Source organism: Paenibacillus hodogayensis, assembly GCF_039536325.1.
GTDB lineage: Bacteria > Bacillota > Bacilli > Paenibacillales > NBRC-103111 > Paenibacillus_AB > Paenibacillus_AB hodogayensis.
In genome coordinates this window covers 154,609-180,077 of record NZ_BAAAYO010000012.1, presented here as the reverse complement: position 1 = coordinate 180,077, position 25,469 = coordinate 154,609, and the positions used below count along the sequence as shown (strand labels likewise).

General features: G+C 55.7%; 26 protein-coding genes and 1 riboswitch. Of the genes, 25 read left to right on the top strand and 1 reads right to left on the bottom strand.

Going from position 1 to position 25,469, the window contains the following annotated elements; genetic code table 11:
* Positions 1-3: 3 nt before the first annotated feature.
* The 25 genes from ctaD (at position 4) to ABD796_RS25810 (ending at position 24,091) form a co-directional block, all read left to right on the top strand.
* On the top strand, positions 4-1,848 hold the full coding sequence (ctaD, locus tag ABD796_RS25930) for a cytochrome c oxidase subunit I (protein WP_344913524.1): 1,845 nt from the start codon (positions 4-6) through the stop codon (positions 1,846-1,848).
* Positions 1,845-2,462: a cytochrome c oxidase subunit 3 gene (locus ABD796_RS25925; protein ID WP_344913521.1), complete on the top strand. Its 618-nt coding sequence runs from the start codon at positions 1,845-1,847 to the stop codon at positions 2,460-2,462. Before ctaD ends, ABD796_RS25925 begins: the two co-directional genes overlap by 4 nt.
* A gap of 3 nt (positions 2,463-2,465) precedes the next feature.
* Complete coding sequence (locus ABD796_RS25920; RefSeq protein ID WP_344913518.1) at positions 2,466-2,780, top strand: cytochrome C oxidase subunit IV family protein; 315 nt, start codon at positions 2,466-2,468, stop codon at positions 2,778-2,780.
* 139 nt (positions 2,781-2,919) lie between these two features.
* Complete coding sequence (ctaG, locus tag ABD796_RS25915; RefSeq protein WP_344913515.1) at positions 2,920-3,825, top strand: cytochrome c oxidase assembly factor CtaG; 906 nt, start codon at positions 2,920-2,922, stop codon at positions 3,823-3,825.
* Positions 3,826-3,843: 18 nt separating this feature from the next.
* Complete coding sequence (locus tag ABD796_RS25910; protein ID WP_344913512.1) at positions 3,844-4,296, top strand: DUF420 domain-containing protein; 453 nt, start codon at positions 3,844-3,846, stop codon at positions 4,294-4,296.
* Positions 4,297-4,468: 172 nt separating this feature from the next.
* The gene (locus ABD796_RS25905) at positions 4,469-5,191 is read left to right on the top strand and encodes an ABC-2 transporter permease (protein WP_344913509.1); all 723 of its coding nucleotides are present in this window, start codon (positions 4,469-4,471) and stop codon (positions 5,189-5,191) included.
* A 20-nt stretch (positions 5,192-5,211) separates the two neighbouring features.
* The gene (locus ABD796_RS25900) at positions 5,212-5,634 is read left to right on the top strand and encodes a GntR family transcriptional regulator (RefSeq protein ID WP_344913505.1); all 423 of its coding nucleotides are present in this window, start codon (positions 5,212-5,214) and stop codon (positions 5,632-5,634) included.
* A complete protein-coding gene (locus ABD796_RS25895) occupies positions 5,634-6,539 on the top strand; it encodes an ATP-binding cassette domain-containing protein (protein ID WP_344913501.1) in 906 nt (301 codons plus the stop codon). The genes ABD796_RS25900 and ABD796_RS25895 overlap by 1 nt, the downstream gene beginning before the upstream one ends.
* 2 nt (positions 6,540-6,541) lie before the next feature.
* On the top strand, positions 6,542-7,447 hold the full coding sequence (locus ABD796_RS25890) for an ABC transporter ATP-binding protein (protein WP_344913498.1): 906 nt from the start codon (positions 6,542-6,544) through the stop codon (positions 7,445-7,447).
* Complete coding sequence (locus ABD796_RS25885; protein ID WP_344913495.1) at positions 7,444-8,724, top strand: ABC transporter permease; 1,281 nt, start codon at positions 7,444-7,446, stop codon at positions 8,722-8,724. The genes ABD796_RS25890 and ABD796_RS25885 overlap by 4 nt, the downstream gene beginning before the upstream one ends.
* Positions 8,725-8,941: 217 nt before the next feature.
* Positions 8,942-9,502 (top strand): AAA family ATPase, encoded by a 561-nt coding sequence (locus tag ABD796_RS25880; RefSeq protein WP_344913492.1) that lies wholly within the window; start codon positions 8,942-8,944, stop codon positions 9,500-9,502.
* Positions 9,503-9,547: 45 nt separating this feature from the next.
* Positions 9,548-10,480: a phosphotransferase family protein gene (locus ABD796_RS25875; protein WP_344913489.1), complete on the top strand. Its 933-nt coding sequence runs from the start codon at positions 9,548-9,550 to the stop codon at positions 10,478-10,480.
* 405 nt (positions 10,481-10,885) lie between these two features.
* Positions 10,886-11,623, top strand: a complete 738-nt coding sequence (locus tag ABD796_RS25870) for a response regulator transcription factor (RefSeq protein WP_344913486.1) — start codon at positions 10,886-10,888, stop codon at positions 11,621-11,623.
* Positions 11,601-12,980, top strand: a complete 1,380-nt coding sequence (locus tag ABD796_RS25865; RefSeq protein ID WP_344913483.1) for a sensor histidine kinase — start codon at positions 11,601-11,603, stop codon at positions 12,978-12,980. Before ABD796_RS25870 ends, ABD796_RS25865 begins: the two co-directional genes overlap by 23 nt.
* A 106-nt stretch (positions 12,981-13,086) precedes the next feature.
* The gene (locus tag ABD796_RS25860) at positions 13,087-13,986 is read left to right on the top strand and encodes an SDR family oxidoreductase (protein ID WP_344913480.1); all 900 of its coding nucleotides are present in this window, start codon (positions 13,087-13,089) and stop codon (positions 13,984-13,986) included.
* 188 nt (positions 13,987-14,174) lie between these two features.
* On the top strand, positions 14,175-14,948 hold the full coding sequence (locus tag ABD796_RS25855; protein WP_344913476.1) for a M55 family metallopeptidase: 774 nt from the start codon (positions 14,175-14,177) through the stop codon (positions 14,946-14,948).
* A 66-nt stretch (positions 14,949-15,014) separates the two neighbouring features.
* Positions 15,015-15,160, top strand: a riboswitch (cyclic di-AMP (ydaO/yuaA leader).
* A gap of 1 nt (position 15,161) precedes the next feature.
* Positions 15,162-16,067, top strand: coding sequence for a C40 family peptidase (locus ABD796_RS25850; protein WP_344913473.1), 906 nt, complete (start codon positions 15,162-15,164; stop codon positions 16,065-16,067).
* Between the two features lie 224 nt (positions 16,068-16,291).
* A complete protein-coding gene (locus tag ABD796_RS25845; protein ID WP_344913470.1) occupies positions 16,292-17,701 on the top strand; it encodes an ATPase domain-containing protein in 1,410 nt (469 codons plus the stop codon).
* Positions 17,702-17,738: 37 nt separating this feature from the next.
* Positions 17,739-17,990, top strand: a complete 252-nt coding sequence (locus tag ABD796_RS25840; protein WP_344913467.1) for a hypothetical protein — start codon at positions 17,739-17,741, stop codon at positions 17,988-17,990.
* A complete protein-coding gene (locus ABD796_RS25835) occupies positions 17,975-20,128 on the top strand; it encodes a LuxR C-terminal-related transcriptional regulator (RefSeq protein ID WP_344913464.1) in 2,154 nt (717 codons plus the stop codon). Before ABD796_RS25840 ends, ABD796_RS25835 begins: the two co-directional genes overlap by 16 nt.
* Positions 20,129-20,467: 339 nt before the next feature.
* Positions 20,468-21,187, top strand: coding sequence for an HD-GYP domain-containing protein (locus ABD796_RS25830; RefSeq protein ID WP_344913461.1), 720 nt, complete (start codon positions 20,468-20,470; stop codon positions 21,185-21,187).
* The gene (locus tag ABD796_RS25825; protein ID WP_344913458.1) at positions 21,156-21,320 is read left to right on the top strand and encodes an aspartyl-phosphate phosphatase Spo0E family protein; all 165 of its coding nucleotides are present in this window, start codon (positions 21,156-21,158) and stop codon (positions 21,318-21,320) included. The genes ABD796_RS25830 and ABD796_RS25825 overlap by 32 nt, the downstream gene beginning before the upstream one ends.
* Before the next feature lie 301 nt (positions 21,321-21,621).
* Positions 21,622-22,320, top strand: coding sequence for an ABC transporter ATP-binding protein (locus ABD796_RS25820; protein WP_344913455.1), 699 nt, complete (start codon positions 21,622-21,624; stop codon positions 22,318-22,320).
* A 22-nt stretch (positions 22,321-22,342) separates the two neighbouring features.
* Positions 22,343-23,560, top strand: a complete 1,218-nt coding sequence (locus tag ABD796_RS25815; RefSeq protein WP_344913452.1) for an ABC transporter permease — start codon at positions 22,343-22,345, stop codon at positions 23,558-23,560.
* A 111-nt stretch (positions 23,561-23,671) separates the two neighbouring features.
* The gene (locus tag ABD796_RS25810) at positions 23,672-24,091 is read left to right on the top strand and encodes a hypothetical protein (RefSeq protein WP_344913449.1); all 420 of its coding nucleotides are present in this window, start codon (positions 23,672-23,674) and stop codon (positions 24,089-24,091) included.
* A 25-nt stretch (positions 24,092-24,116) separates the two neighbouring features.
* On the opposite strand, the gene ABD796_RS25805 is transcribed toward ABD796_RS25810, so the two are convergent.
* The gene (locus ABD796_RS25805; protein WP_344913447.1) at positions 24,117-25,409 is read right to left on the bottom strand and encodes a BaiN/RdsA family NAD(P)/FAD-dependent oxidoreductase; all 1,293 of its coding nucleotides are present in this window, start codon (positions 25,407-25,409) and stop codon (positions 24,117-24,119) included.
* Between the last annotated feature and the right edge of the window lie 60 nt (positions 25,410-25,469).

Sequence of the window (25,469 nt, the reverse complement as noted above, 5' to 3'; positions counted from 1 at the left end):
ACGTTGGCACACGCACATACGGTTAAAAAATACAGCGGGCTGATGGATTGGCTGACAACCGTGGACCATAAGAAAATCGGAATTTTGTATCTTCTGGCCGGCGGGGTTTTCTTCCTGTTCGGTGGTCTGGAAGCCATTCTGATTCGCGTCCAGCTTATTAAACCGATGAACGACGCAGTCGACGCGTCCATGTTCAATCAGCTGTTGACCATGCACGGGACGACAATGATTTTCTTGGCGGCGATGCCGCTCATATTCGCCTTTATGAATGCGATCGTGCCCTTGCAGATCGGGGCGCGCGACGTTGCGTTTCCGTTCGTTAACGCTCTCGGCCTCTGGCTGTTCATCTTTGGCGGCGTTTTGCTTAACACAAGCTGGTTTTTTCAAGGGGCTCCTGACGCAGGCTGGACGGCGTATACGCCGCTCTCGTCCTCAACGACATATAGCGGCAAGGGCGTCGACTTTTATGTTCTGGGGCTGCAGATTGCCGGTATAGGCACGCTGATCGGCGGGATCAACTTCCTGGTTACGATCATCAACATGCGCGCACCGGGAATGTCCTTCATGCGTATGCCGCTCTTTACTTGGGCATCCTTTATTACATCGGCCTTGATCCTGTTCGCCTTCCCGGCGATTACCGTAGGTCTCGTGCTTCTCATGTTCGAGCGATTATTCGAAGCGAACTTCTTCGATGTCGGAGCGGGCGGGAACGTCGTCCTATGGCAGCATATCTTCTGGATATTCGGTCACCCTGAGGTATACATTCTGATATTGCCGGCTTTCGGCATCATCTCCGAAGTCGTCAGTACGTTCTCGCACAAGCGCTTGTTCGGTTACAGCGCGATGGTATTTGCTACCGTTATCATCGGCTTCCTTGGCTTCATGGTTTGGGTCCACCACATGTTCACCGTCGGACTCGGCCCTGTCGGCAACGCCTTGTTCTCGATAGCGACGATGCTTATCGCGGTGCCGACGGGCATCAAAATCTTCAACTGGCTGTTTACGCTGTGGGGCGGGCAGATCCGCTTTACCACCGCAAGCTTGTTCGCACTGGGCTTTATCCCGACCTTCGTTATGGGCGGTATGACCGGGGTTATGCTTGCATCTCCTCCGGCTGACTTCCAGTTCCATGACAGCTACTTCGTCGTGGCGCACTTTCACTACGTTATCGTAGGCGGTCTCGTGTTCGGTATTTTCTCCGGCTTGCACTATTGGTGGCCGAAGATGTTCGGACGGATGCTGAACGAAACGCTCGGCAAGCTGACGTTCTGGTTCTTCTTCATCGGCTTCCATCTGACGTTCTTCGTCCAGCATTTCCTCGGTCTGATGGGGATGCCGCGTCGCGTATTTACTTATCTGGAAGGCCAGAACTTTGATACATTTAACTTTATCAGTACGATTGGCGCGTTCGCCATGGGCGTAGGTACGATCCTGTTCCTGATCAATATCATCGCAACGAATACGAAGCCGATGAACGCTCCTGCCGATCCGTGGGATGCTCGCACGCTGGAATGGGCGATTCCGTCGCCGGCTCCGGAGTACAACTTCAAGCAGCTTCCGCTCGTTCGCGGTCTTGACCCGCTGTTTAAAGAAAAGATGGAAGGCCGCAAGGAAATGACGCCGGCCGAGCCGCTTGGCCCGATTCACATGCCGTCTCCTTCGATCTTGCCGTTTGTTATGTCTTTGGGATTGTTCATTGCCGGTTACGGATTTATGTACCACAATTATTTCGTCGGCGCCGGCGGCGTTATCGTCACGCTGATCTGCATGATGCTTCGTTCCATTTATGACGATCACGGTTACCACATCGAAGTCGAAGAGCTTCAGGATAAGGGGGCGAAAGTATGAGTTCTGCGGATTTGACAGGTAAAAATTTACCGGCCGAACCGGAGAAAGCGACTCTTGAGGGACGCAATAAAATTCTCGCCTTCTGGTTGTTCCTCGGCGGAGAGACGGTACTGTTCGGTACACTGTTCGCAACGTTCATCGGCTTGCGCAACCAGATCGGCGACGGGCCTGCGGCTCATGAGCTTTTCAAGCTTCCGACAGTCGCTCTCGCGACGCTCCTGTTGTTGACAAGCAGCTTGACCAGCGTACTGGCCATTCAGGCTATGCACCGCAAAGATATCGGCAAAATCAATCTGTGGTTCATTGTCACGCTGCTGCTGGGCCTTGGCTTCCTCGGATTGGAAATATACGAATTCGTTGAATATGTGCACGAAGGTCATACGTTCTCGACGAGCGCCTTCAGCTCGGCCTTCTACACGTTGGTCGGTTTCCACGGAGCTCACGTTGCATTCGGCGTGCTGTGGCTGGTTCTGCTGCTTCTGCAGCTAAGCAAGAAGAAATTGACCGTCGTAACCGCTCCAAAGCTGTATTTGTTCGGCTTGTACTGGCACTTTGTCGACGTCGTATGGGTATTCATTTTCACCGTCGTGTATTTGATGGGAAAGGTGGGCTAAACGATGGCAGGCCATGATCATTCCGCATCGGACGCCGGAAAACGGCACATCCATGAAGGTCCGAAAAATCACTACTTGTCGTTCATCTTCTCCATCGTACTGACGCTTCTCGCTTTTGTTGTCGTCTACGCGGAGATCGGCAGAACGTTTACCATTTTGTTCATCCTTGTACTCGGTATTATTCAAGCGGTATTCCAGCTTGCGTTCTGGATGCATATGAAAGACCGCGGTCATGCGTACGCGATAACGGGAATCGCCTTCGGTTTCATTATCGCGCTGACGGGAGTCGCGGCAGTCACATATTGGATTTGGTGGTAATGTCGGAGGGGGCCTTTGGATAAAAGCGCCCCCTTTTCGTTTAGAAACAATCGCGCATTCGTGGTCCTGAGTTTGTCGGGTTTAGGGGATTAGACCGATGCGCAAGAGTTTGGCTTGAACTAAGGAGGTTTGCAAAGCCATGTTGGGGTTGCAATATTTTTCGTTCTGGGAACTGTGGAACCCGTGGCAGATGGTGTTAACGATCGCGATCGGAGCCGTTTATCTGTGGCTGACGGGGCCTGGACGACTCCGGTTTTCGAATAGCTCGCCTGTGACGGCGGGCAGAAAAACGCTATTTCTGCTCGGTATCGCGATTTACTATTTTGCACAAGGCGGTCCGCTGAACTTGCTGGGACACTTGATGTTCAGCGCGCATATGACGTCCATGTCGCTAGCCTATTTGGCCGCTCCGCCGCTCATACTGCTGGGCATTCCCGGCTGGCTCGTTCGTCCGGTGATCTCGAGGAAGCCTGTAGGCGCGACGATCCGCGCTTTGACGAATCCGCTTATTACCGTTGTTACGTTCAATATGTTGTTCTCGTTTTATCATTTGCCGCTGGTGCACGATTACGTCATGACGCACTATACGGTGCACACGATTTTCTTCTTCGTCCTGTTAATAGCGGCATTCATGATGTGGTGGCCAATCTTATCGCCAACCCCGGAATTAAATGGGCTCAGCGAGCTGAAGAAGATGGGGTATATATTCGCCAACGGCGTGCTTATTACGCCCGCATGCGCTTTGATTATTTTTGCCAGTACACCGGTCTTCGCCACCTACAACGATCCGCAAATGTGGGCCAAAGCGATGGGCTACTGTATCCCCGGCAATGCGCAGGCGCTTCTGGATAGTTTCTCCGGACCCGAATACTTCGCGCTGCTCGATCCGCAGGAAGACCAGCAGCTTGGCGGGGTCATCATGAAAATATTGCAAGAGATTACGTACGGCGCTGCGCTCGCTTATATTTTCTTCAACTGGTACATTCGCGAAAGGGCAAAAGACGATCAGGATTCGCGTACGGCGATGCCCGATCCGGTCTTGTAACGGAGGGGACTTGTCACTATGCACACCATTTTGCCTGCATTCAGCACCTCGTTTATTATCATCAGCGCGATTTTGGTAGCCTTGGGCTGGAGGCAGATTGCGAAGCGGAATATAGCCAAGCATCAAAAGCTGATGACCTGGGCTGCCGCTTTTGCGCCTTTGTTCTTTACGGTGTATATGTCGAGGACGATTTTCGTCGGCAATACCGAGTTTGGCGGTCCTCACAACATCAAGAATATCTATTTGATCTTTTTGCTGTTTCACATCACGCTGGCGACCGTCGGCGGCGTGATGGGGATCGTGACGCTCGTATGGGGCTTCAAAAACCAGCTGGCCAAGCACAGAAAGATCGGTCCCATCACGTCCAACGTCTGGTTCGCGACGGCGATTACCGGTGCGACGGTTTACATCTTGCTTTATTGGGTTTACCCGGGCGGGGAAACGAAGCCTCTGTGGGACGCCATTTTTTAACGAATAAATGAGATTTGCAAGAAAGCCTTTCTTGACGAGCATGTTCGTCGGGAAAGGCTTTTTATTTTTCTTATCTGGAACTTAACAAATTAGGATTGCAATTCATTATCTCTGACTGTATACTGTGCATATAGATATACACAGTAAACACACTGAATAGGCGGTGCTGGGCATGTGGAACAATGCATGGTTTATTACGAAATACGAGTTGAAGCGGTCCGGGTGGGGAACGTTGGCGTCCGTCGCTATTTATTTGTACTTTGGCAGTTTCTCTGGATTTTTGGTCAACGCTCTCGTACAGAAAGGGTTGGAGGAAGCCCAAGGGGCGCTGCTGGTCCCTACGGACGTTTTGTTCCTGATCGCGATGAGCTGCATCGCGTTCTCTTTTACCGGCGACTATACGAAGTACTATCAGAACGATATTTTCTCCCGCAGACTGATTTATATGAAGCAGCTGCCCATTAGTCTTCAGGAGATCGTGATGGCCCGGTACGTACAGCTGGCTTTCACGACGCTAATTCAAGGCATTTTGTTCTTTATCCCGTTCGCCTTTCTCAGCCGGGTGAATGAGCTGCTGCCGGTCGGTTCTTTTCTTGGCTTCATGGTCATGTGGGTGTGCTTCGGGTTATGCTTCGGGGTTGTGTTTGCCTACAAGGAACTCGGCGGAAACGGTAAGTCATACTTATGGTTCAGCATCATAGCGACGTTCGTGTTGCTGGCAGCGGCTCTCCTCAGCGGGCTTAGCGGCTTTAGCTTAGTGGAGATGACTATCAAGGTTTCCTCCTGGTATGGCGGAGTTATACTTGCCCCAGCTTTCTTGTTTACAATCGTATGGGGCCGGTTGTGGTTCGGATGGACCGTTCTGAAAATCAAAAATCGGTCATTCGTCAGGTGACTATCGGAGGTGGAGTAGACGTGCGAATACCGATTCAACTTTCCGCCGATTCGGCGGAGCCGATGTATCATCAGATCGAGGTACAACTCCGGTCCCTGATCCTGAGCGGAACATTGCCTAAGGGGGCGCCGCTGCCATCCATTCGTGAGTTTGCGCAGGATATGAATTGCAGCATCATTACGATTCGCCGGGTGTATCAGGATTTGGAAAACGAAGGATTGCTGCGCACGAAGCAGGGGACCGGAACATTCGTCGCTTCGGTTGGGGAAATAGAGCGGGAGCAGTACCGAACAGGGGCTGTTGCGGAAGCGTTCCGCAGCGCCATTGAAACGGCCAAGCGGGTGCATATGACCCGCGAAGAGATCGGCAAGCTGTTCCAGGATTGCCTGGATCGCATCATGCCGCGGGAAGCGGCCAATCGCAGCGAAGGGGACGATCGATGATGAACGATTTTGTAATTTCGGCAAGCGGTGTGGAGAAATCGTACGAGTCGTTCCAACTGGGACCGCTCGAACTGAATATCGAACCGGGGGTTGTCGTCGCTTTTGTCGGGCCGAACGGCTCGGGAAAAACGACCTTGTTCCATATGCTGATGGACATCATCAAGCCCGACCGGGGAGAAATCCAGCTGTTGGGCAACGCTCTTGGCCAGGATGATGTGCTGGTGAAGCGGAGAATTGGCTATGTTCCAGACCTGTCCTATATCGAGGAAGCCAGCGGACGCGTCGAAGAGGTCGCCCAGTTTCATTCCCACTGGTATCCGTCATGGAGTGCGGAGAAATGGACCGATCTGAGCCGGAAATTCGAACTGAATCCAATGACGAAAGTCCGCACGTTGTCCAAAGGCATGAAACGCCGGCTGGCTTTCAGCCTCGCGGTTGCGCAAATGCCGGAGCTGCTCATACTGGATGAACCATCCGCAGGCATGGACCCTTTTATTTGGCGAACGATGCTGGATGAAATCCGCGAGTTTGCCAATACCGGAGAGAGAACGGTGCTCATCGCCACCCATACGGTCGAGGAAGTGCGCCGATTGGCGGATTATGTGGCCTTCTTATATAAGGGCCGTCTGCTCCATTACCAGGAAAAGGACACGATGCTGGACAAATGGAGAATGTTCTGGGTCGAACAACAGACGGCAAGCGGGCTGCCAGGCGAGGTGGAGCGGGAGGAAGGGGTACTGACCCGGATTGTGACCCGCGACGCCGCGGTCACGGAGCGGGCGCTGGAGGAGGCCGGGATTGCGATCGTACGGAGACAAGCGGTGGAGCTTGACGAAATTTTGCATTATATGATGAGAGCATCGGTCAAGCAAACGGTGGAAGCCGGAACGAAGAGAGGAGATTGATCATGAAGCCGTTGCAGATTAGTCGCGTGACCAAGCATTACGGGAAGCAGGTGGCGGTAAACGCCATTGATTTTGAAGTCGGACAGGGGGAAATATACGGTCTGCTCGGGGCGAACGGAGCCGGAAAGACGACGACGATGAGAATGGTGCTGGGGCTGATCCATCCGGATGAGGGACATATTTTATGGCAAGGCCAGGGCTATTCCGTCGAGCTGCGGCGTCTGATGGGGTATTTGCCCGAGGAGCGCGGCCTGTACCCGAAGGTGAAGGTCAGCGATCAGGTGCTGTACTTGGCCGAATTGCGCGGGATGAAACGTTCGGAGGCGGACAAACGGCTGCGTCATTGGTTGGAGCGCTTCGAGGTACCGGACTACTACGGCAAAAGAGTAGAAGAGCTATCCAAAGGAAATCAGCAAAAAATCCAGTTTATCGCCGCTGTCATCCACGACCCGGCCATTCTAATTCTGGACGAAGCGTTCAGCGGCCTTGACCCGGTCAATGTGGAGCTGTTGAAAGCGACGGTAACCGAGCTTAGACGGGACGGGAAAACGATCCTGTTCTCCAGCCACCGGATGGATCATGTCGAGGAAATGTGCGAGAACATCTGTATTCTGCACAAATCCAATACGGTGCTGAAAGGCAATCTGCGGGAGATCAAACGCTCGTTTCCGCGGGAGCGGGTGCTGCTGGATACCGAGCTGGAGATTCGCGGCCTGGATCGCATTCCGGGCGTTCGTTCCGTCGAGCGCCGCGAAGCGTGGACGGAAATACGCATCGACAAGCCGGAAGTGGCACAAGACGTATTGAGGACGGCATCGGAGCAATCGGAAGTATACCGGTTTCAGATCATGGAGCCGACCTTGAACGAAATCTTCATCAAGACGGTAGGGGGGCAGAACCGGTCATGAATAAGCTGTCTACAGTAATCCGCTTTACGTTTATGAATCGCGTGAAAGCCAAAGCGTTCATAGTAACGACTCTCATTCTGGCCGTGGTCGTATCGGCACTCATTAATTTGCCTGCTATTATCGCTTCTTTCTCCTCCTCCAACGATCCGGTGAAGGTCGGGATTGCGGGCAAAGAAACCGAGATTACGAAGGCGCTGAAGGATTGGTACGATTCTCATCAAGGGAGTCGCTTGCAAATCGTCATGCTGGGCGATGAGGGATCGCGGGAAGCGAATGCGAAGCTGGCGCAAGGGAAATTCCAGGCGAAGGAAATTAAAGGCTATCTGGAGTTTGCCGACGATGCCGCGACCGGATTTCCGAAAGCGACGTATTATGGGAAAAGCTCGCTGGGCGGGTCCGTCGAGTCGCAGCTGAGAAGCGCGCTGCAGGAAATCAAGACGGAAGCCGTCGTCAAAGGACTCGGGCTGAGCCCGGCCCAGCGGACGATGCTAAATGCGCCGGTAACGGTCGACACCGTGCAGATCCAGGAAGGATCGTCCGGGAAGACGGAATCGCAAAGAATACTAGCTTATGGGCTGGTCTATGTGCTGCTGTTCCTGCTCTATATGACGGTCATCGGATATGGCAACATGGTCGCGACGGAAATTACCGCCGAGAAAAGCTCGCGCGTCATGGAGGTGCTGATCGCCAGCGTCTCGCCGCTGAAGCAGATGTTCGGGAAAATTATCGGGATTTGCCTGCTCGGCTTTGTGCAAATCGTCCTATTCGTTGCCGTAGGCGCGGCCAACCTGCTTCTTCCGCATAACCGGGAGATAATAGGCAGCTTGCATATCGATCTGGCGGATGTGCAACTCTCGCTGCTTGGCTACCTGGTCGTCTTTTATGTGCTCGGTTACTTTATCTATGCTACCGTGTTCGCTGCCGTCGGTTCCATGGTAAGCCGCACCGAGGAGGTCGGGCAGGCGATTATGCCGGTTACGTTCCTCATCATTGCTGGCTTCATGATCGCGATGTTCGGCCTGCAAAGCCCGGATGCGCCATTCGTAGTAGCAATGTCGTTCGTCCCGTTCTTCTCGCCGCTCATTATGTTCCTGCGGATCGGCATGAGCGATCCGGCGCTGTGGGAAGTGTGGCTGTCTATCGTCGTCACGGCCGGAACGATCGTCCTGCTCGGCTGGCTCGCCGCCAAAATATACCGCGTCGGCGTCCTGATGTACGGTAAGCGCCCTTCTTTCAAAGAATTGGTCAAAGCGATGAAGGCGTTCAAAGTGAATTGAAGGCGTTGGCCGCAGCAGCGCCTGTTTTAACAAGGCCAGTCAAATCAAACTTTTGATTTGACTGGTTTTTTGAATGCGGCAATTTCGTTACTCCGGCTACCCTTTTTTAGATTTTGACGTACCTGGCGGACTGTGTGTATTTTAAATGAAGACGAACTTGCCCTAAAACCGTATATGAATTGTGAGTATAATAAAGGAAATAGAGGGGAGGCATCTTATGTTTACGGAAGGCCCTTGTATCATTCTCGTTACCGGAATTATGGCAAGCGGAAAATCGACGGTAGCCCAGCTGCTGTCCGAACGGTTCGAGAAATCAGTGCATGTCCGCGGAGATCTGTTTCGGAGAATGATCGTGAACAACCGCCAGGAGATGAATCCGGATGCGGGAGAAGAGCAGTTGGATCAATTGCGTCTGAGATACCGGCTGGCCGCGCAAACGGCAGATTTGTATGTCCAAGCCGGATTCACCGTCGTCGTCCAGGATGTGGTAGTCGGTCCCGTACTGAACGAGTTCATCTCGTTCGTGCGAAGCCGCCCCTTCTACGCCGTGGTGCTTTGTCCCAAGCCGGAAGCCGTCGCGCAAAGGGAGGCGGCCCGCTCCAAAAAAGGATACGGAGCTTGGACCGTGGAAGGGCTGGATCGCTTGCATCGCGAGCAAACTCCTCGAATCGGCATGTGGCTGGACTCTTCGGACATGACGCCTGAGGAAACCGTCGAGGAAATATGGACGAGAGTGCAGAAGGAGGGACTGATCGCGTCGGGCTTGGAGCCGATTTAAGACGATCGTTCACGGCATTAAATGGTTACAGAAAGGCGGAGACTGATGGTTCCGATCAGCAAAACGTTATCCGATCACACCCTCGAATGGGTGGTCGATGCAGTAGACCCCGAAGCAAGCGTGCTTGCCGTCGAACAGCTGCAAGGGGGAGTGTCTTCACGGGTCCACGCCGTGGTGTTGCGTTCTCATGGAGACAAGAGAGCCGTCGTGGTGCGGGAGTTCGATAATGCCGACTGGGTGCGGGAACAGCCCGATCTCGCTTTGCAAGAAGCTCAGAGCTTGCGTAGAGCGTCGCAAGCCGGCGAGGTGCCGACGCCCGCGCTGATCGCTTGTGACCAAAGCGGGAGCGAGTGCGGCATGCCGGTCGTGGTGATGACCCGGCTGGAGGGCCGAGTCGTTCTGGAGCCGCCGGACCGGGCGCTATGGCTGGATGGCATGGCAGAAGCGCTGGCGCGTCTTCACACGATAGAAGCCGGCGATCATCCGTGGACATTCGCGCCTTACAGCAACGCTGCGACGCTGGATACAACCTCTTGGTCGAAGGTGCCGGACTTATGGAGGAAAGCGGCCGATATCGTGACGGGAACCCGCCCCCGAGCCGCGATGCGCTTCATCCACCGCGATTATCATCCGGCCAACGTACTATGGCATGCCGGCAAGGTAAGCGGCGTCGTCGATTGGGTCAACGGTTGTGTCGGCCCGGTCGGCATCGATGTCGGCCATTGTCGCGTCAACCTGGCGCAATTGCATGGCATTGGGGCGGCCGATGAATTTTTGGCTTGTTACGAGAATCATGCCGGAGCATCCTTTGCATACGATCCTTACTGGGATCTCGTCACTTTGATCGATTTCGCTTACGAGCGGCCGGAAGTATACGGCGGGTGGACCGCCTTGGGGATGACGGGACTTACCGCAGAGACGGTGATGGAGAGTTTGGATCGCTATTTGGTCAGCTTGTTGAACCGGATGTCCACCTAAACTACATAAGTTGAACGAAAAAGCTTCTTGGAAAAGCGGAGTGAAATGGAGAAAAAGGATGAGCCTTGCAAGTGAGTTTTGGCTTATTCCAAAAAAGGAGTTCAAAACAACATGTTTGAAGCGGCAAGGTCATTCTTTTCGGAATGCAACGGGCGTCAATCATTTCGTTCAACATTATAGGGTTAAATGAAATAGCCAATCGCTTACATAACAGAAGGACAGCAAAGCCTTATGCCGGTAGGATAAGGTTGCGCTGTCCTTTTCGGTATGCCCGGTTTTTTCTGGTACGAAGTTCGGGCAGCTGTGGCAGACCGTTGGTGGAATTGTGGAAAAACGATGGCACGGCCCTTTTTCACCCGGCGACTTGCTATAATAAAAAGCAGATAACCCACAGGAGGTACCGGAATGACTAGCGCTTATTGCGTCGCCGTGGTGGACGACGATGAACATATACGCAACCTCGTTGAAGCTTATTTGCAGAAGGAAAACTACAGTACGATCGGGCTGAGAAGCGCCGAGCAAGCCTGGGATTTATGGAAGTCGAGTCCGCCGGACTTGTGGGTGCTGGACATCATGCTCCCCGGTATGGACGGGTACGAGTTTTGCCGGCGTATTCGTGCCGAGGCGGACGTGCCGATCATCATGATCTCGGCCAAGGATACCGATGTGGATAAAATATTGGGGCTCGAGCTCGGAAGCGACGATTATATGGTCAAGCCGTTCAGCCCGCGCGAGCTGGTGGCGAGGGTCAAACGGCAGTTTCAGCGCCTGGAGAAGTTCAAGCATGCCGAGGACAAAGAGCCGGAGACGGCGGGAGCTTCCGCGCTGACCGTGAACCAGCTTCAATTGATGGTGGAGGAACGGCGCGTGTTTTGGCAAGGAACCGAGATCGACATGACGAGCAAGGAGTTTGATATGCTCAAAGTGTTCGTCGAGTATCCGAACCGCGCTTTTACAAGAGACGAGCTGTTGACGCTAGTATGGGGAAAAGATTATTTCGGCAGCGACCGAGCCGTCGATCATTTGATCAAGCGAATGCGCAAAAAAATAGACAATTTGCCGGTCGAGTCAGTATGGGGACACGGATACCGCATGAGAACGGAAGGAGGCGAACTGGGGTATGAAGCTGGTCCATCAAATTAATCTGGCTTTCGGGATATCGCTGGTGCTCGTTTTGGCCATTACGGGTATCGTCATTCATTATGTGCTGCTCGGCCATTTTATCGGCACCCAGAAGGAAGATATGCGCACGGTCGGAGAGGCGTTGACCGCCTCGTTCACCAAAGCAACGCTGCAGGATGACGAAATGAAGACGGGAACCGCTTTTGAAAGGACTGCCGTGGTCCCGGTCATTCCTCTTGTCTCTGGGATGAGCGCCGTCGTAACCGACGATGCGGGCAATATCGTAACGGATACGGTCACTTCGACGACGGCGGCGGTCGGGGCCAGTTCCACAGCGATCTCGTTGCAGGCGGTTCGGTTGGCGCAGCCGATGGACATCCAGTTCACCACAACCGGAGCAACCGGCTACCTTGTGCAAAGGAACCCGATTCCCCAAGGCACTTTGACGCTTTATACGCCGATGAATAAAATCAAAGCGATCGAGCAGGAGCTGCTCGGGCGGCTGTTGATCGTATTCGGCGCAGGCGTGGCGCTAATGTTCGGGCTCAGTCTGCTGATCACGAACCGGCTGATCAAGCCGTTGAACCGTTTGCGGACGGAGCTGCGGAAGGTGACGGAACGCCGATTCTCGGACGTCGAGCTGATCGAGACCGGGGGCGAAATCGGTTCGGTTGCGCAAACCGTTTACGACATGGCTGGCGAGCTGAACAAATTTATTCAAGTGCAAAAGCACTTTTTCCAAAATGCCTCTCACGAACTGAAGACGCCCTTGATGTCGATTGCCGGATACGCCGAAGGAATACGCGACGGGGTTTTTGAAGGGGAGGGCGTACGCAAAGGGCTGGACATTATTCTGAGCGAAAGCGACAGGATGAAAAACATCGTGACCGAAATGACGCTGCTTGCCAAGCTGGACAGCGAAGAGCATATTTTCCGCATAGACGATGTGCAGTTGAAGGATGTATTGAACGAAACGTCGGAGCGCATCAACCCGCTGCTGGTCCGTAAAGGACTCGCTCTGCACATGGAGCACGACGCCCTGATAGGGCTGGTCGTACGCGGAGACCGCGACAAGCTGCTGCAGGCTTTGCTGAATATTGTGTCCAATGCGGTCCGCTATGCCCGCCGCGACATTTATCTGCGGGCGGCGCTTCGTGACGGGAAAGTCGAGATTACCGTTTCCGACGACGGGGACGGCATACCGGATGAGCTGCTGCCTTATTTGTTTCACCGCTTCGTGAAAGGGAAAGACGGCGACTCCGGCCTCGGGCTGGCTATAGCCCGGGCGATCGTGGAACGATGCGGCGGTCTGATTACCGCGAGAAACGGCAGCAACGGAGGGGCCGTGTTCACGCTCGGTTTTCCCCCGGCCGGATAACCATCGGCGGGACGAGGAGCCGGAGGGCAAGCGGCAAGCACTTTCCGGCCGGTAGGCGAATACCCTGCTCTATAAGGAAAGAATCAAGAGCAATGGAGGTATCGCCATGATTCCCATGTATCCCTACTACAGCACCGAGACGCGCTGCCGGCAGGTGCCGATTACCTTTCCCGCGCAGCATCAGGACGTACAGCCGGGACTGGAATATTTGATGAACCCCGCTCCAATATCGGATAACCCCGCTTACAAGGGGAGCGGCAAGCTGGACGGCAAAATCGCCATCATCACCGGCGGAGACAGCGGAATCGGGCGGGCCGTCTCGATCGGCTTCGCTAAGGAAGGCGCCGACGTGGCGATCGTGTTCTTGTACGAACGCGAAGATGCCGAGGAGACGAAGCGGCTCGTCGAGCACTACGGGGGACGCTGTCTGTTGATCGAGGGCGACTTGCGCAAGCCCGAGTTTTCGCAGCACGTGGTGCAATGCACGATAGAGACATACGGCAAGCTGGATGTGCTCATTCTGAATCAGGGCGTGCAGTTTCCTCAGGACAGCATAGCGGACATAACCGACGAACAACTGGAGGATACGTACCGGACGAACATTTGGCCGAATTTTTATTTGACGAGGGCGGCGCTGCCGCATCTGAAGCCGGGCAGCACGATCATTTCCACCGCTTCCGTGACGGCTTACGCGGGCGCTCCGCTGCTTGTCGACTACTCCTCCACCAAGGGGGCGGTCGTGTCGTTCACACGCTCGCTGTCTCTACAGCTCGTCGGGCAAGGAATTCGCGTCAATGCGGTGGCGCCGGGACCGATCTGGACCCCGCTAATCGTATCCAGCTATTCCGCAGAATATGTCAGGACGTTCGGAACGGATACGCCGATGAAGCGTGCCGGACAGCCGTTCGAGCTTGCACCGACCTACATTTATCTCGCCTCCGACGATTCGTCCTTCGTCACCGGTCAAGTGCTCCACGTAAACGGCGGGACGATGACCGAAACTTGAAGTCCGCGTCGCTTGGCCGGGGCGGAGACCGATACTTCTTAACGTTATAAAAGAAAACGCCAAAACTCCAAGCTGCTATCGGCCAAGCGGTTGGAGTTTTTTTCTCTTTTATTAGCAGGAAATGGCCAATGGTTCGCGAACTATACCCCCAAGCGATAGGCTATTTTGATGATGGGGGATTCGAAAACATGAAATCTTTTTTTATTTTGACCGATTTGGAAGGGCCTGCCGGCGTGGACAGCTTCACCCAGACAAGACCGGGAGACGGCTACCCCGAGCGGGTCGATGCCGCAAAGAAGCTGCTGGCCCGCGAAGTGAATGCATGCATCGAAGGAATTCGCAGCGTCTACCCGAATGCGCGAATCGACGTATGGGACGGACACGGTCCGGGCGGCCTGTTCGCCGAAGATATCGTCGGCGGGACGTATTTGCGGGAAGGACATCCTTACAAAAAGCTGGAAGGCTACGATGCGCTGCTGTTCGTCGGTCAACATGCGATGGCCGGGACGTACAACGCCCCGCTGAATCATACGTATTCGTCGCGGTCGGTAGCGTATTACCGGTTGAACGGGGTGCTGATCGGCGAGTTCGGAGCCAGGGCTCTCGTCGCCGGGGTGCAGGGCGTGCCGGTCATCTTCCTATCAGGGGATGACAAAGCCGCTTTGGAGGCGCTGCTGTTCGTGCCGGAGATCGAGACGGCGGTCGTCAAGCGCGGACTGGGCATAGAAGCCGCCGAACATCTGGACGGCGAGGAAGCGTGTCATGCCGTACGGGAGGGAGCGGCGGAGTCGGTGCGACGCATGGCGGAAATTCCCCCTTTTACCGGTATAGCGGCTCCTTATACGCTCGAAATCGGGTATTTGACCGCTGTGGGGCAATCGATGCAAGGACCCGGCGTGGAATGGATCAATGACCGGACGGTGCGCATCAGCCGCGACGATATCCGGGATTTACCGGTATAATGTCGCATAATTCCAAAAATTGTAGGTTGACCTTTACGAAAACGGTATGATACCCTTAAAACTCAACTTTAAAACAGGCCGAATCCGAATATTCCGAATATTTGGTACGGGGGACGATTCACTCGGGGTGAATGCCGGCGCTTCTATGCCGGCAAGGGAACAACCTCTTCCCTAACCCGTCAGCTAACCTCGGAGGCCGCGGGAGGGAACCGTTTGAAGCGTTTGTGGAAACATATTGCTTTGTCGTGCGTCGTAGGCATTACCGTTACCGGCATGTCCGGCGGGATCGCCTCCGCTTCGCCCACCACCGGGGCCGATTCGGGCGTCAAAATTCAGATTAACGATAAACTGGTGGAATTCCCGGAAGCGGGGCCATTCATTGACGGCGACGGGCAGACCTTGGTCCCGATGCGTCCGGTTTTCGAGGCGTTGGGCTATACGCTCGATTGGCGTACGGATAACGGCCAACTGAAGGTTGCCGTTCAGGACGACAAGAAACGAACGATGGAAGTGAAGGCTGGGGCGGCCGAGTTAATGCTGGACGGCAAGCCGGTCAAGCTTGAGGCGGAGGCCGTGCAAAACCGGCAAGGAACGGCTTATGTGCCTTTGCGCATCCTGTCGGAGACGCTCGGCTATATCGTGCAGTGGGATAAAGACAACCGTATTGCGATTATCGGACAGGACGGACGCTATCATGCGCCGGCCTGGTACAAGACTGCTGCGGCGGACAACTTGATGCCCAAGGCGGAGCCGCCGACCGTCAAGAATGAACCGATCGTCGCCATGGCCAAGAGCATGACCGGCATCCGCTATATGTGGGGCGGAACGACTCCGGAAGGCTTCGACTGCTCCGGTTTTGTCCGGTACGTGTTCGCTCAAAACGGCGTCGATCTGCCGCGAACGTCCCGTTCCATGTACGACTCGTCCGGTCAGCCGGTTGTCGGGCTGGAGCCGGGGGATCTGGTGTTTTTTAACACCGGTGCGGTTGCGACGCATGTCGGCATTTATTTGGGCGAGGGCCAGTTCGTATCGGCGACGACCTCGCGCGGAACGAAGATTGATTCGCTGTACAGCTCCTATTGGGGCTCTAGATACATAGGCGCCAGGCGCGTCCTGTAAAAAGGGAAACGGTACCGTGAAGGCTGCTCGTATCCGATCATGCATAACAGCGCAGGCCTGGCGGCTTGCGCTGTTTTCCTATCCGATTGCCGGGATTAAGAACGGAATTTCCTATGGTGCAAAGATCAATTCATGCCAGAATACCGTTTAAGGTCTGACTTTGTACGGGTTATATGCTAAAATAGGAAGGAAACGATATCTTTGATGACGCGCAGGTGATCGAAATGGGCACAGTGCCGACAGGCGTTCGCGGATTGGACGTATTGCTGGACGGAGGTTTTCCTCAAGGCTCGGCCATTATGATCGAGGGCGCTCCGGGAACCGGCAAGACGACATTGGGAATGCAGTTTTTGTACTACGGCGCGTTAAAGGATGGAGAAGCCGGATTTTACATCACCTTCGAAGAGTTTCCCGACCAACTGTATGCGGATGCTCAGGCGTTGGGCTGGGATCTTCGCAAGATGGAGAGGGAAGGGCTGCTCCGCGTGATCAGCATGTCTCCGGATATTTTTCTCGAGCATGTGATCGATCCGGGCGGCATGATCGAGAAGCTGATCGGCGAATTGAACTGCAAACGAATCGTCGTCGACAGCATCAGCCTGTTTCGTTACGGGACGACCGACGAGCAGGAGCACCGCCGCATGCTGTATCGGCTCCGAAATATATTTCGCAAGCTCGGTTTGACTTCCTTGCTCATCAAGGAACGGGGGACTCGGAAGGAAGAATCCGGCTTCGAAGCTTACATAGCGGACGGCTTTATACAATTGCAGCTCAAGGAGCAGATGGACAAATACCGCGTCCGCACGCTGGAAATATTGAAAATGAGAGGGCGCCGCATACGCGAGGGCGAGCATATTTACCGGATGACGGACAACGGTATCCGGCTAATCCCGGCCCGCTCGATGGTCGAGGATCTGGCGCTGCTGAACGGTCAGGGCAAAGTCCCCACCGGAATCGCGCTGCTGGACGAGCTGCTGGAAGGCGGCATCACTAAAGGAAGCGTTTACTTGCTGGATACGAATAGCAAAGCGAACTATAAATATTTGATCGCCTCCGTGCTGGCTAACCGCTTCCAGGCCGGGGAGAAGGTGCTGGCGCTCTTGTCCAGCTTCCTGACTCCGCAGGATCTTGGCAAAATGTTAGCGCTTCACGGCCTGTCCATAGGCCAGATGGCACAAGAGAACAACATTTTCTTTATCGAGCATTATACCCGGCCTTACCCGACAGACTGCGAATCGAGCGTGATGGACGTCAGCGGCCTGGACAACCGGCAATATCGAGAGGTCGTACAGGGCAAGATCACTGAGCTGATCGAGCAGCACAGCGACTGGTTCGTCTATTACGATCTGAACACGATTATTGCGGAACGAGGCAGGGACTATGCGACCAAATATTTCGCGGAAGACTCGGCTGGCATTAAGGCGCTGGGCATGACGATGCTTGTATTGTGCAATTTCAGCGAGGTAGGTCCGGAGGTATCTGCCTTTTTGGAACGAACGTGCAACGGCGTTATCCGCACATGGGTAGACGGCGCCTATCAATATTTGCAAGTGGTCAAGTCGCCGAACGGCGTCATTTCCGAGCCTTACGTCGTGGAGACGACGACCCAGGCTCCGTTTATGAGACTGACTTGAGCCAAGGGGAACGAGCTTTTGAACGGGAGGCGAGCGTGTGACAGAAGAAGATATATGGCAGCTGCAGATGGAATGCACCCGGTTCTTTCAGAACAATCCGTACAGCATGGAGACGGTGGAGGGAATATCCTTGCGGCTCGGCCGTAAAATGGAACATCTCGATCCGGTGCTGGGCAGACTCGTCTCACTGGCTATTGTGGAGAGAACGGGGAATGGGTCGCGTTCCATTTACCGGTACATCGAGCCGAGCTTCTGCGGCGATATGGACGTGCAATGGAATCTCAACTGAACGTCGTGCTGGGCCTGCAGGATTTGTATGCTAGCGAGAGCGGCTTGTCGGTCCTGTTGACGAACGAACGCGGGGAATGGTTAACGCGACCGTCCGGCATGACCGCCTCGTTCGAACGGGGATTAGGGCCGCTGAAGGGCCGTCTTGAAACCTGTCTGCAAACGATCGTGCAAGGATACGCCGCCGCGAGGCAAGGGATCGTATGCGATGTGGCGCCCGGCGTTCGTCTATTAATGGCTCCCGTCAACATGAGCAAGCGGCAGACGTATTACATCTGGGCGGGCTGTCTGGTGGACGAGCAGGCGATGTCCCGTTCACAGGGTCAGCCCGACGCCGAAGAAGAGCCGTTCCCGTGGCTGAAGGTGTGGCCATCGGTTCCGCTTGGCAGCGAAGCTCATACGGAGCAGGCGGTCGCCCAGATCGGCCGGCTGGCCTCGGTTGCCGAAGGCTTGCTTCGCTCGAAGCAGGAGGAGCAGCGGTTTTATCGGCGGGCGGAGCTGCTGCGCAAATTGTCCGCCGGCGTCGGATCTCCGGAAGAATGGATGGACGCCCTGGCGGATGCGACCGACAAGGTCGATTTTGTCGGTTTTGCGAAGAAGACGGAAGGGCAGCAGTTTACCATCGGGCATTACACGGGTCCTGGCACGGAGGGTATCCGGGGCTTGTCCTTCTCGCTCGGCGAAGGGTTCGTCGGACAGGTGGCGACGGCGCGCAAGGCGGCCTTCTGGGATCGGGTCGACCGGGACCCCCGAACGTTTATCTTCGCGGAGCGCGGTCTTTGCCCGACAGCGCTATTTTGCGTGCCCGTCATGCGGGAGCGCGAGCTGTTCGGCGTGCTATTCGGAGGCAGCGTGACGGAGCGGACGCTTGGGAAAGGCATCCAGTCGTGGGTGCAAGCGTTCGCCGCCCACTGGACGATGCAGATCACGCTGAGCGCGGTCCGGCAAGACCGCGATACGAATTTCACCAGACTGTCCACGTTCGTGGAGACGTGCGGTTCGATCAATCAGGCCCAAGATGCGAAGCGGTTGTCTTTTATATTGATCGATATGAGCCTAAACTTGGTGGAGGGAGCGTTCTCCTGCGTCGTCCTGAAACAGTCGGCCAGCAAGGTGCAGCTCGTATCGCGCGGGATCGGGCAGCAGCAGGCGGAACGATACGTGAAGGAGGTGGCGGCGAGATGGTCCTCCAGACGGGGAGGCGGAACGGCTGCCCCCGCCGCGGACCTGTACGAGAGCGCCTCGCTGCCTCCGGTGCTGGAGTGCTCGTTGTTCTACCAGAACGAGCTGCTTGGCGTATGGTGCATCGCGCTGAAAGAGGCCGGACAATACGCCTTGTACCGGGAATATATGACGATTGTCGCCCAGGCGGCCGCCACCGTGCTGTACCGGCTGTGGGACAAAGGGCGGGTCGAGCGCGGCGATGCCGTGCAGTTGTTGAACCGGGCGCTTGGCTACTGGGACTCCTATGCGTATCAGATGACGCACGAGGCGCAGGAGCTTGCGCTCCCTTTCGCCCGGGCGTTGAAGCTGCCCGACAGCGATATTAAGCATATCGGGGAAGCATGTCTGATCTACCCGTATTCCCCGTCGTTTCTTGGCAACGACTTGCTTCCGAGCCCCGAGCAGATGCAGCTGATCGAGGATTTTCACTCGATTATCGCTTTGCTGGAGGAGAACAAGCCGCGGACAGCCGCTCCGTTATACGGGATCGGCGGTCAGATTATTGCCATGATCTATTTTTATTTGCAGTTTAATCGCGATTTGCAGGCACTGGATCAGCTGTGGGCAGTGTCCGCCGAGCTCAGGCAGTCGTTCCGGGTGTTCTGCGACTCGCGCGAGGTCGTGGACACGGAAATATCGCTCGGCGAGGAGGCGGAACCGGCCAGCTCGCGCGAGGCTCTCGGCTCGGAGCTTCCGGATATTCGCAAGCTGCGGGAGCTTCCGCCGCTCTCCACGCGGGAGCAGGAGGTGCTCGGGCAAGTGCTGGAGGGGAAAAGCAACCGCGAAATCGCCGAAAAGCTGATTATTAGCGAGCATACGGTCAAAAACCATATGACCAATATTTTTCACAAACTCGGCGTAACCGACCGGGCCCAGGCGATCGCGCTGGTCTACAAAGCCGGCTGGAATCAATAATTCGCGCTGCGAATGGTTAACCCCCTAAAACACCGTTGACGGTTGCCGGAAGGAGATCGCAGGCGGTGTTTTTGTTGCGCTTTCGAGGAGTGGCGCTAATCGGTCTTTTGTCCTGTTTCGCCGATGTGTCTGGCGTTTAGTGTACTGTAAGGGCAAAAACGACTATGTTACCAGTATTTTACGGAAAAACCCCCTTACAACTAGCTCCAGTAGGAAGTGGTCCTGCTCGCTTGAACGATCTCCAGCCGCCAATAGGAAAGGAGTGGGACTGACGCGAATCCGTCCGAAGGAAAAGATAAGAAATGCCGGGGATACCCTTTTCGCCGTAAAAAACGGAAAATGGAGGTACAACAAGGAAGCCGGCAGAAGAAGACGGACGGATTGAAGGAGTGGATCGGCATGAACGTAGAGCATATGGAACAAAGTGTGGCCGTATGGGACAAGCAGGAGCCGGAAGCGGCCTTTCTGCTCAAACGGTTGAAGCGGCATCATCCCCCGACTTATCGGCAAAGCCTGATGACAGCCCACTACGCGTTACTGATGGCCGAGGGGCTTTCGTATACGGACGAGGAAAAGCAAGTGCTGTTCCGGACCGCGCTGCTGCACGACATCGGCAAGCTGCACGTGGAGAAGGAATTGTTGGATAACCGCAGCCGACTGTACGAAGGCGCTCTGTGGAAGCTGCAGGAGCACCCGAAGCACGGAGCAGCCATCCTGCGGTCGCTGATCGAGGAAGGCGCCGTCGACGGTGAAGCGGTGCTGCACCATCACGAAAATCTGGACGGGACAGGCTATCCGTTCGGATTGACCTGGAAAACGTTATCCTTGAATGCGCGTATTTTGCGAATTGCCGGCAACTACACAACCATGACCGACGCGCATACGTCGATCGGCCTCAGCCATCGGGAGGCGTTGGAGGAGCTTTACTGCTGGAGCGACGTGCTGTTCGACGCGGAGCTGGTGGAATTGCTGAACCGGTTGTACCGCGAGCAACAGCAAAACCATCGGGAGCGGGAGGGAAACGGCTATGAAACTGTTAAACGAAATCGAAATTCTTAAACGGAAACTGACTCTCATTGCGGCTCGTCACGGAGATTTGACGCACTCTTGCGTCGTGAGGGTGAGCCAGCTTCTCGACAAGAAGCTGAACGAGTACGAGCGGGTGCGCCGCAGATCGGGCGAAGGAGCCTGAAACAGCCAGGAGGACTATGAACGACGACATCGATAAAACCGCCCGGACGGCGTGATCGTGGGAAGTGGACGATACGCGCGATCAGGGGCGGTTTTTTGTGTTGGAGACGGGCGAGCCATGGAGCGGACTGGACGGTCGCTATGAAAGTATAATATGCTAATATTCAATAATGACGATGGTCCAATGTTAATGCGAGGAGCCGTGAATGCCGCCTGCCGGAGAGACGGTTGGCCGGTCTTTGGAGGAGTGCGTACGGATTTGCGTGATGGCATACTAGGCGTGACGGAGAGGGGCGGCAGTCATGGAACTGCTCAAAGTGAATATCGAACAGGCCGGCTACGAGGAGCGTGGGGACGTCGTGAGCAACGTGGCGTTTTCGCTGGAGGCCGGTCAACTGGTCGGACTGATCGGCCCGAACGGGGCAGGAAAAAGCACGACGATCAAGGCGATTCTCGGCTTGCTGAAACGAACGTCGGGAGAGATCGTCTTTAGCGGCCCGCAAGGGACGTATGCCTATATCCCGGAGCATCCGATTCTATACGAGGAGCTTACGCTATGGGAGCATCTGGAGCTGGCCGCCGCCGCATACGGTCTCGGCGAGCAAGCGTTCCGGGAACGGGCCGGCGAGCTGCTTGCCCAATTTCGCCTGTCTCATGCCCGGGATCAGCTGACTACGTCCTTCTCCAAAGGCATGCAGCAGAAGGTAATGCTCATTCTCGGCTTCCTTACCAAGCCGGACGTGTATATTGTGGACGAGCCGTTCATCGGACTCGATCCGAAGGCAACCAGAGAATTGCTCGATACGCTTAACGGCGAAAGGAAACGGGGGGCGGCCATTCTGATGTCTACACACGTCTTGGACACCGCCGAGCGAATTTGCGATTCCTTCATACTCTTGGACGGCGGCCGGACGGTAGCCCAGGGCGATCTGGAGCATATCCGCCAAGCGTGCGGCATGCCAGAGGCGACGCTGTTCGAATGCTTTCATGCGCTGACTTGACCGGAAAGGGAAGAGAGACGGGATGATCAATGCGGGCGGGTTGTTCGCAAGAAGGCTGAAATCGGAATGGCGGTTTCAATACCGCGTATGGAAAATGGCTGTCGACTGGACAGTTGCCTTATATATTGTAATTCCGGCCTTACTCGTCGCCGTCTACCAGTACGTATCGTGGTGGAAGGCTACGCCCGGCTGGGCAGGCATGCTGCCGGTAGGCGTCATGCTGTCTGCGCTGTACGTGACGACGGGATTCGGCTCGGTCCGGCTGTTCGTGGAGGAGGCCGATCAACTGTTCCTGCTTCGCAACGAGGCCTGGATGAGCCGATTGAAGCGGCTTGGGCTCGGTTACTCGTTATTCGTTCGTATCGTGCTGTCGTTCCTGACCGTCGGCGTGCTCGCCCCGTTTCTCATGCTGGCGCATGGGTACGACGTATACCGCCTGATTCTGCTTGCGATTCTTGCTGCGGTCACCGGGACGAATCGGCTGCTCTGCGGGCGCTGGCTGGCGCTGCTGCTGCCGCGGATCTTGGGGTGGATCGCCAATACGGTCGCTTTCGCCATCACCGGCTGGCTGTTTCTGACGGCGGCTTTGCCCGATGCGCCCTGGGGGTGGACAATCGGCTTGACCGTGCTGCTTGCGGTATCGACAGCGCTTCTCGCGAGATGGAGGCTTGAGACAAAGGGGAGCTTTTACCGGGATGTGGCGTACGAATACGACCAGCGAATGAAATATGCCGCTTTATTGATGGGCCAGCTTGTCCCCCTGCCTTCGAAGATCGGCAAACGGTCCAAGCCGCTTCTCTTCCGCGGATCCCCTCGGTTGTTCCGCAAGCGGACGCCGGATCGGGTACTGGCCGAGACGATCGTGAAGTCGTTTTACCGCAGCGGTACCCAGATAAAGCTGTATATTCAACTGTTGCTGGCATGCGTTATCGGACTGCTGCTGGTGCCGGTGGCGGTCAAATGGATATTCTGGCTGGGCGTTTCATGTCTGCTTGCTTATTGGACCAAGCTGTTCGGCAAGGAAGTACTGGGTTCTCCGTTCGTCGGTTTATTCCCCTGGGAGAATCCGGACCGTCTCAAGGCGATAGCCCGGGCGACGCCGCTGGTATTCGTGCCGTTCGCCGTAATGGCGGGACTGGCGTTCGGCTGGTCGGCCTACGGCTGGGAGACTGGCCTGCTGCTTGTACCGGCGGGTTGGTTTGTCGGTTATGCGCTCGGAGAGCTGTTCAACAGTTGGTAATGCGGGAGACCGTTAAGGCATGAGGCTGGTTCCGAAAACTTCTGGATGTATAAGGAAGGGGCGGAAAGAAAAAGCTAGAGGCTGATGCCACGAAGAAAGGGGACTTCCCGCATGAGCCAGGTACCAATCTATTTCGAGTTTTCCGAGCAGGCCACGGCCTCCCTCGCTCTCGATACGCTGGGCGAGCTAGGCTATCACGCCCATGTCCAGACTATCCGGGGGACGCCGGTCATCCAGCTATTCATTGAACACAACGATTTGACGTCCGCTCTGGAAATTGCCCAGGCGTACGGAGGATTATTGCTGGATACCGAACAGGGCGACGCTTACGCCGATTCGTACGCATCTGCCTACGAGCTGGATGCGGTGCCGATTCCGGCACACGTCGTCAACGAGGACTGGCCGGAGTCCTATTATACCGGAGAGTCGGCCGGCCTGTCCGCACCATTGGAAGACGAGCGGGATGGGCTGGAACGGTTTGACCCGTCAGGGGACGATTACGACCGCTTTTCGGCCGGAGTGCGAGTGTAGTTGGATAAAACGGCAAGAACTGCGGTTACTCCGAGCTCGGACCCGCCTCCGGAGCGAATGCGTGCGCGGCTTCCGCCGCGCTTTTCCCGGCCGTATACCCGGTGGAGAACGCCGCGGTAATATTGTAGCCCCCGGTGTAGCCGTGCACGTCCAGCACCTCTCCGCAAAAGAACAGGCCGGGCATCAGCTTGGATTCCATCGTTTTAGGATCGAGTTCTTTCAGATGAACGCCTCCTCCGGTTACGAACGCCTCTTCGATGGAGAGCGTCCCGTTTGCCCGCACAGGGAATGCCTTGGCGAGCCGGCAAAGCTCCAGCCAGGGCTGCTTCGGAATATTGTCATAGGTCGTGTCTTCGCGAAGACCGGCCTTGACCAGAAGCAGCGGGATCAGCTTTTCCGGGAAGAGGTTTTTCAGTACGTTTTTGATCGCTTTCTTCGATTCCTCGCGGGCCAACTGCATCGTTTCCGCGTAGATGTCGTCTGCGGAACGGCCGGGCAGCAGATCGATCGTCAGCCGCACGGTGCGGTCTCCGGTTTTCTTCAATTGCTTGACGACAAATTGGCTGCAGCGCAGCGCCGCCGGTCCGGATATGCCGAAATGAGTGAAGATCATATCGCCCTCGTGCTCCACGATCAGCTTGTCCTTCTCGTTCCATACGGACAGATGAATGCCGCGCAGGCTTAACCCTTGCAGCTCCCGGCTTTGAATAAAGGCGTCGGCCGACGTAATCGGCACCTCCGTCGGGTACAGCTCCGTGATTGTATGTCCGGCTTCCTGCGCCCACGGGTAGCCGTCCCCGGTCGAGCCGGTATGGGGCACCGATCTGCCTCCCGTCGCCACCACGACGCAGTGGCTACGCAGCCGCTCGCCCGAGCGCAGCAGGATGCCGGCGGTCCGGCCATCCGCATAGTCGATCCGCTCGACAGGGCTGTTGACGCGAATGGCCACGCCCTGCTCGCGCACCTTCCCGACCAGCGCATCGACGACCGTCTTCGCCTTGTCCGTTACCGGAAACATCCGCCCGCGATCTTCCTCCTTAAGCTTGATGCCCATTCCTTCGAAAAACGCAATAATTTCCCGGTTGCCGAACGCATTCAAGGCGCTGTACAAAAAACGGCCGTTACCGGGAATGTGTCGGATCAGATCGTCAAGCTCCTTGGCATTCGTGACGTTGCATCTTCCTCCGCCGGAGATGCCGAGCTTGCGCCCCAACTTGTCCCCTTTGTCGACGAGCAGCACCTTCGCTCCGGCGGCCGAGGCCGCAATACAGGCCATCAGACCGGAAGGGCCGCCGCCCACTACAATTACGTCCACCATAGGGTTCTTTCTCCTTCGCTTCGCTTTTTGCCGCCAGCCGGCTTCCTAATGACACCCATT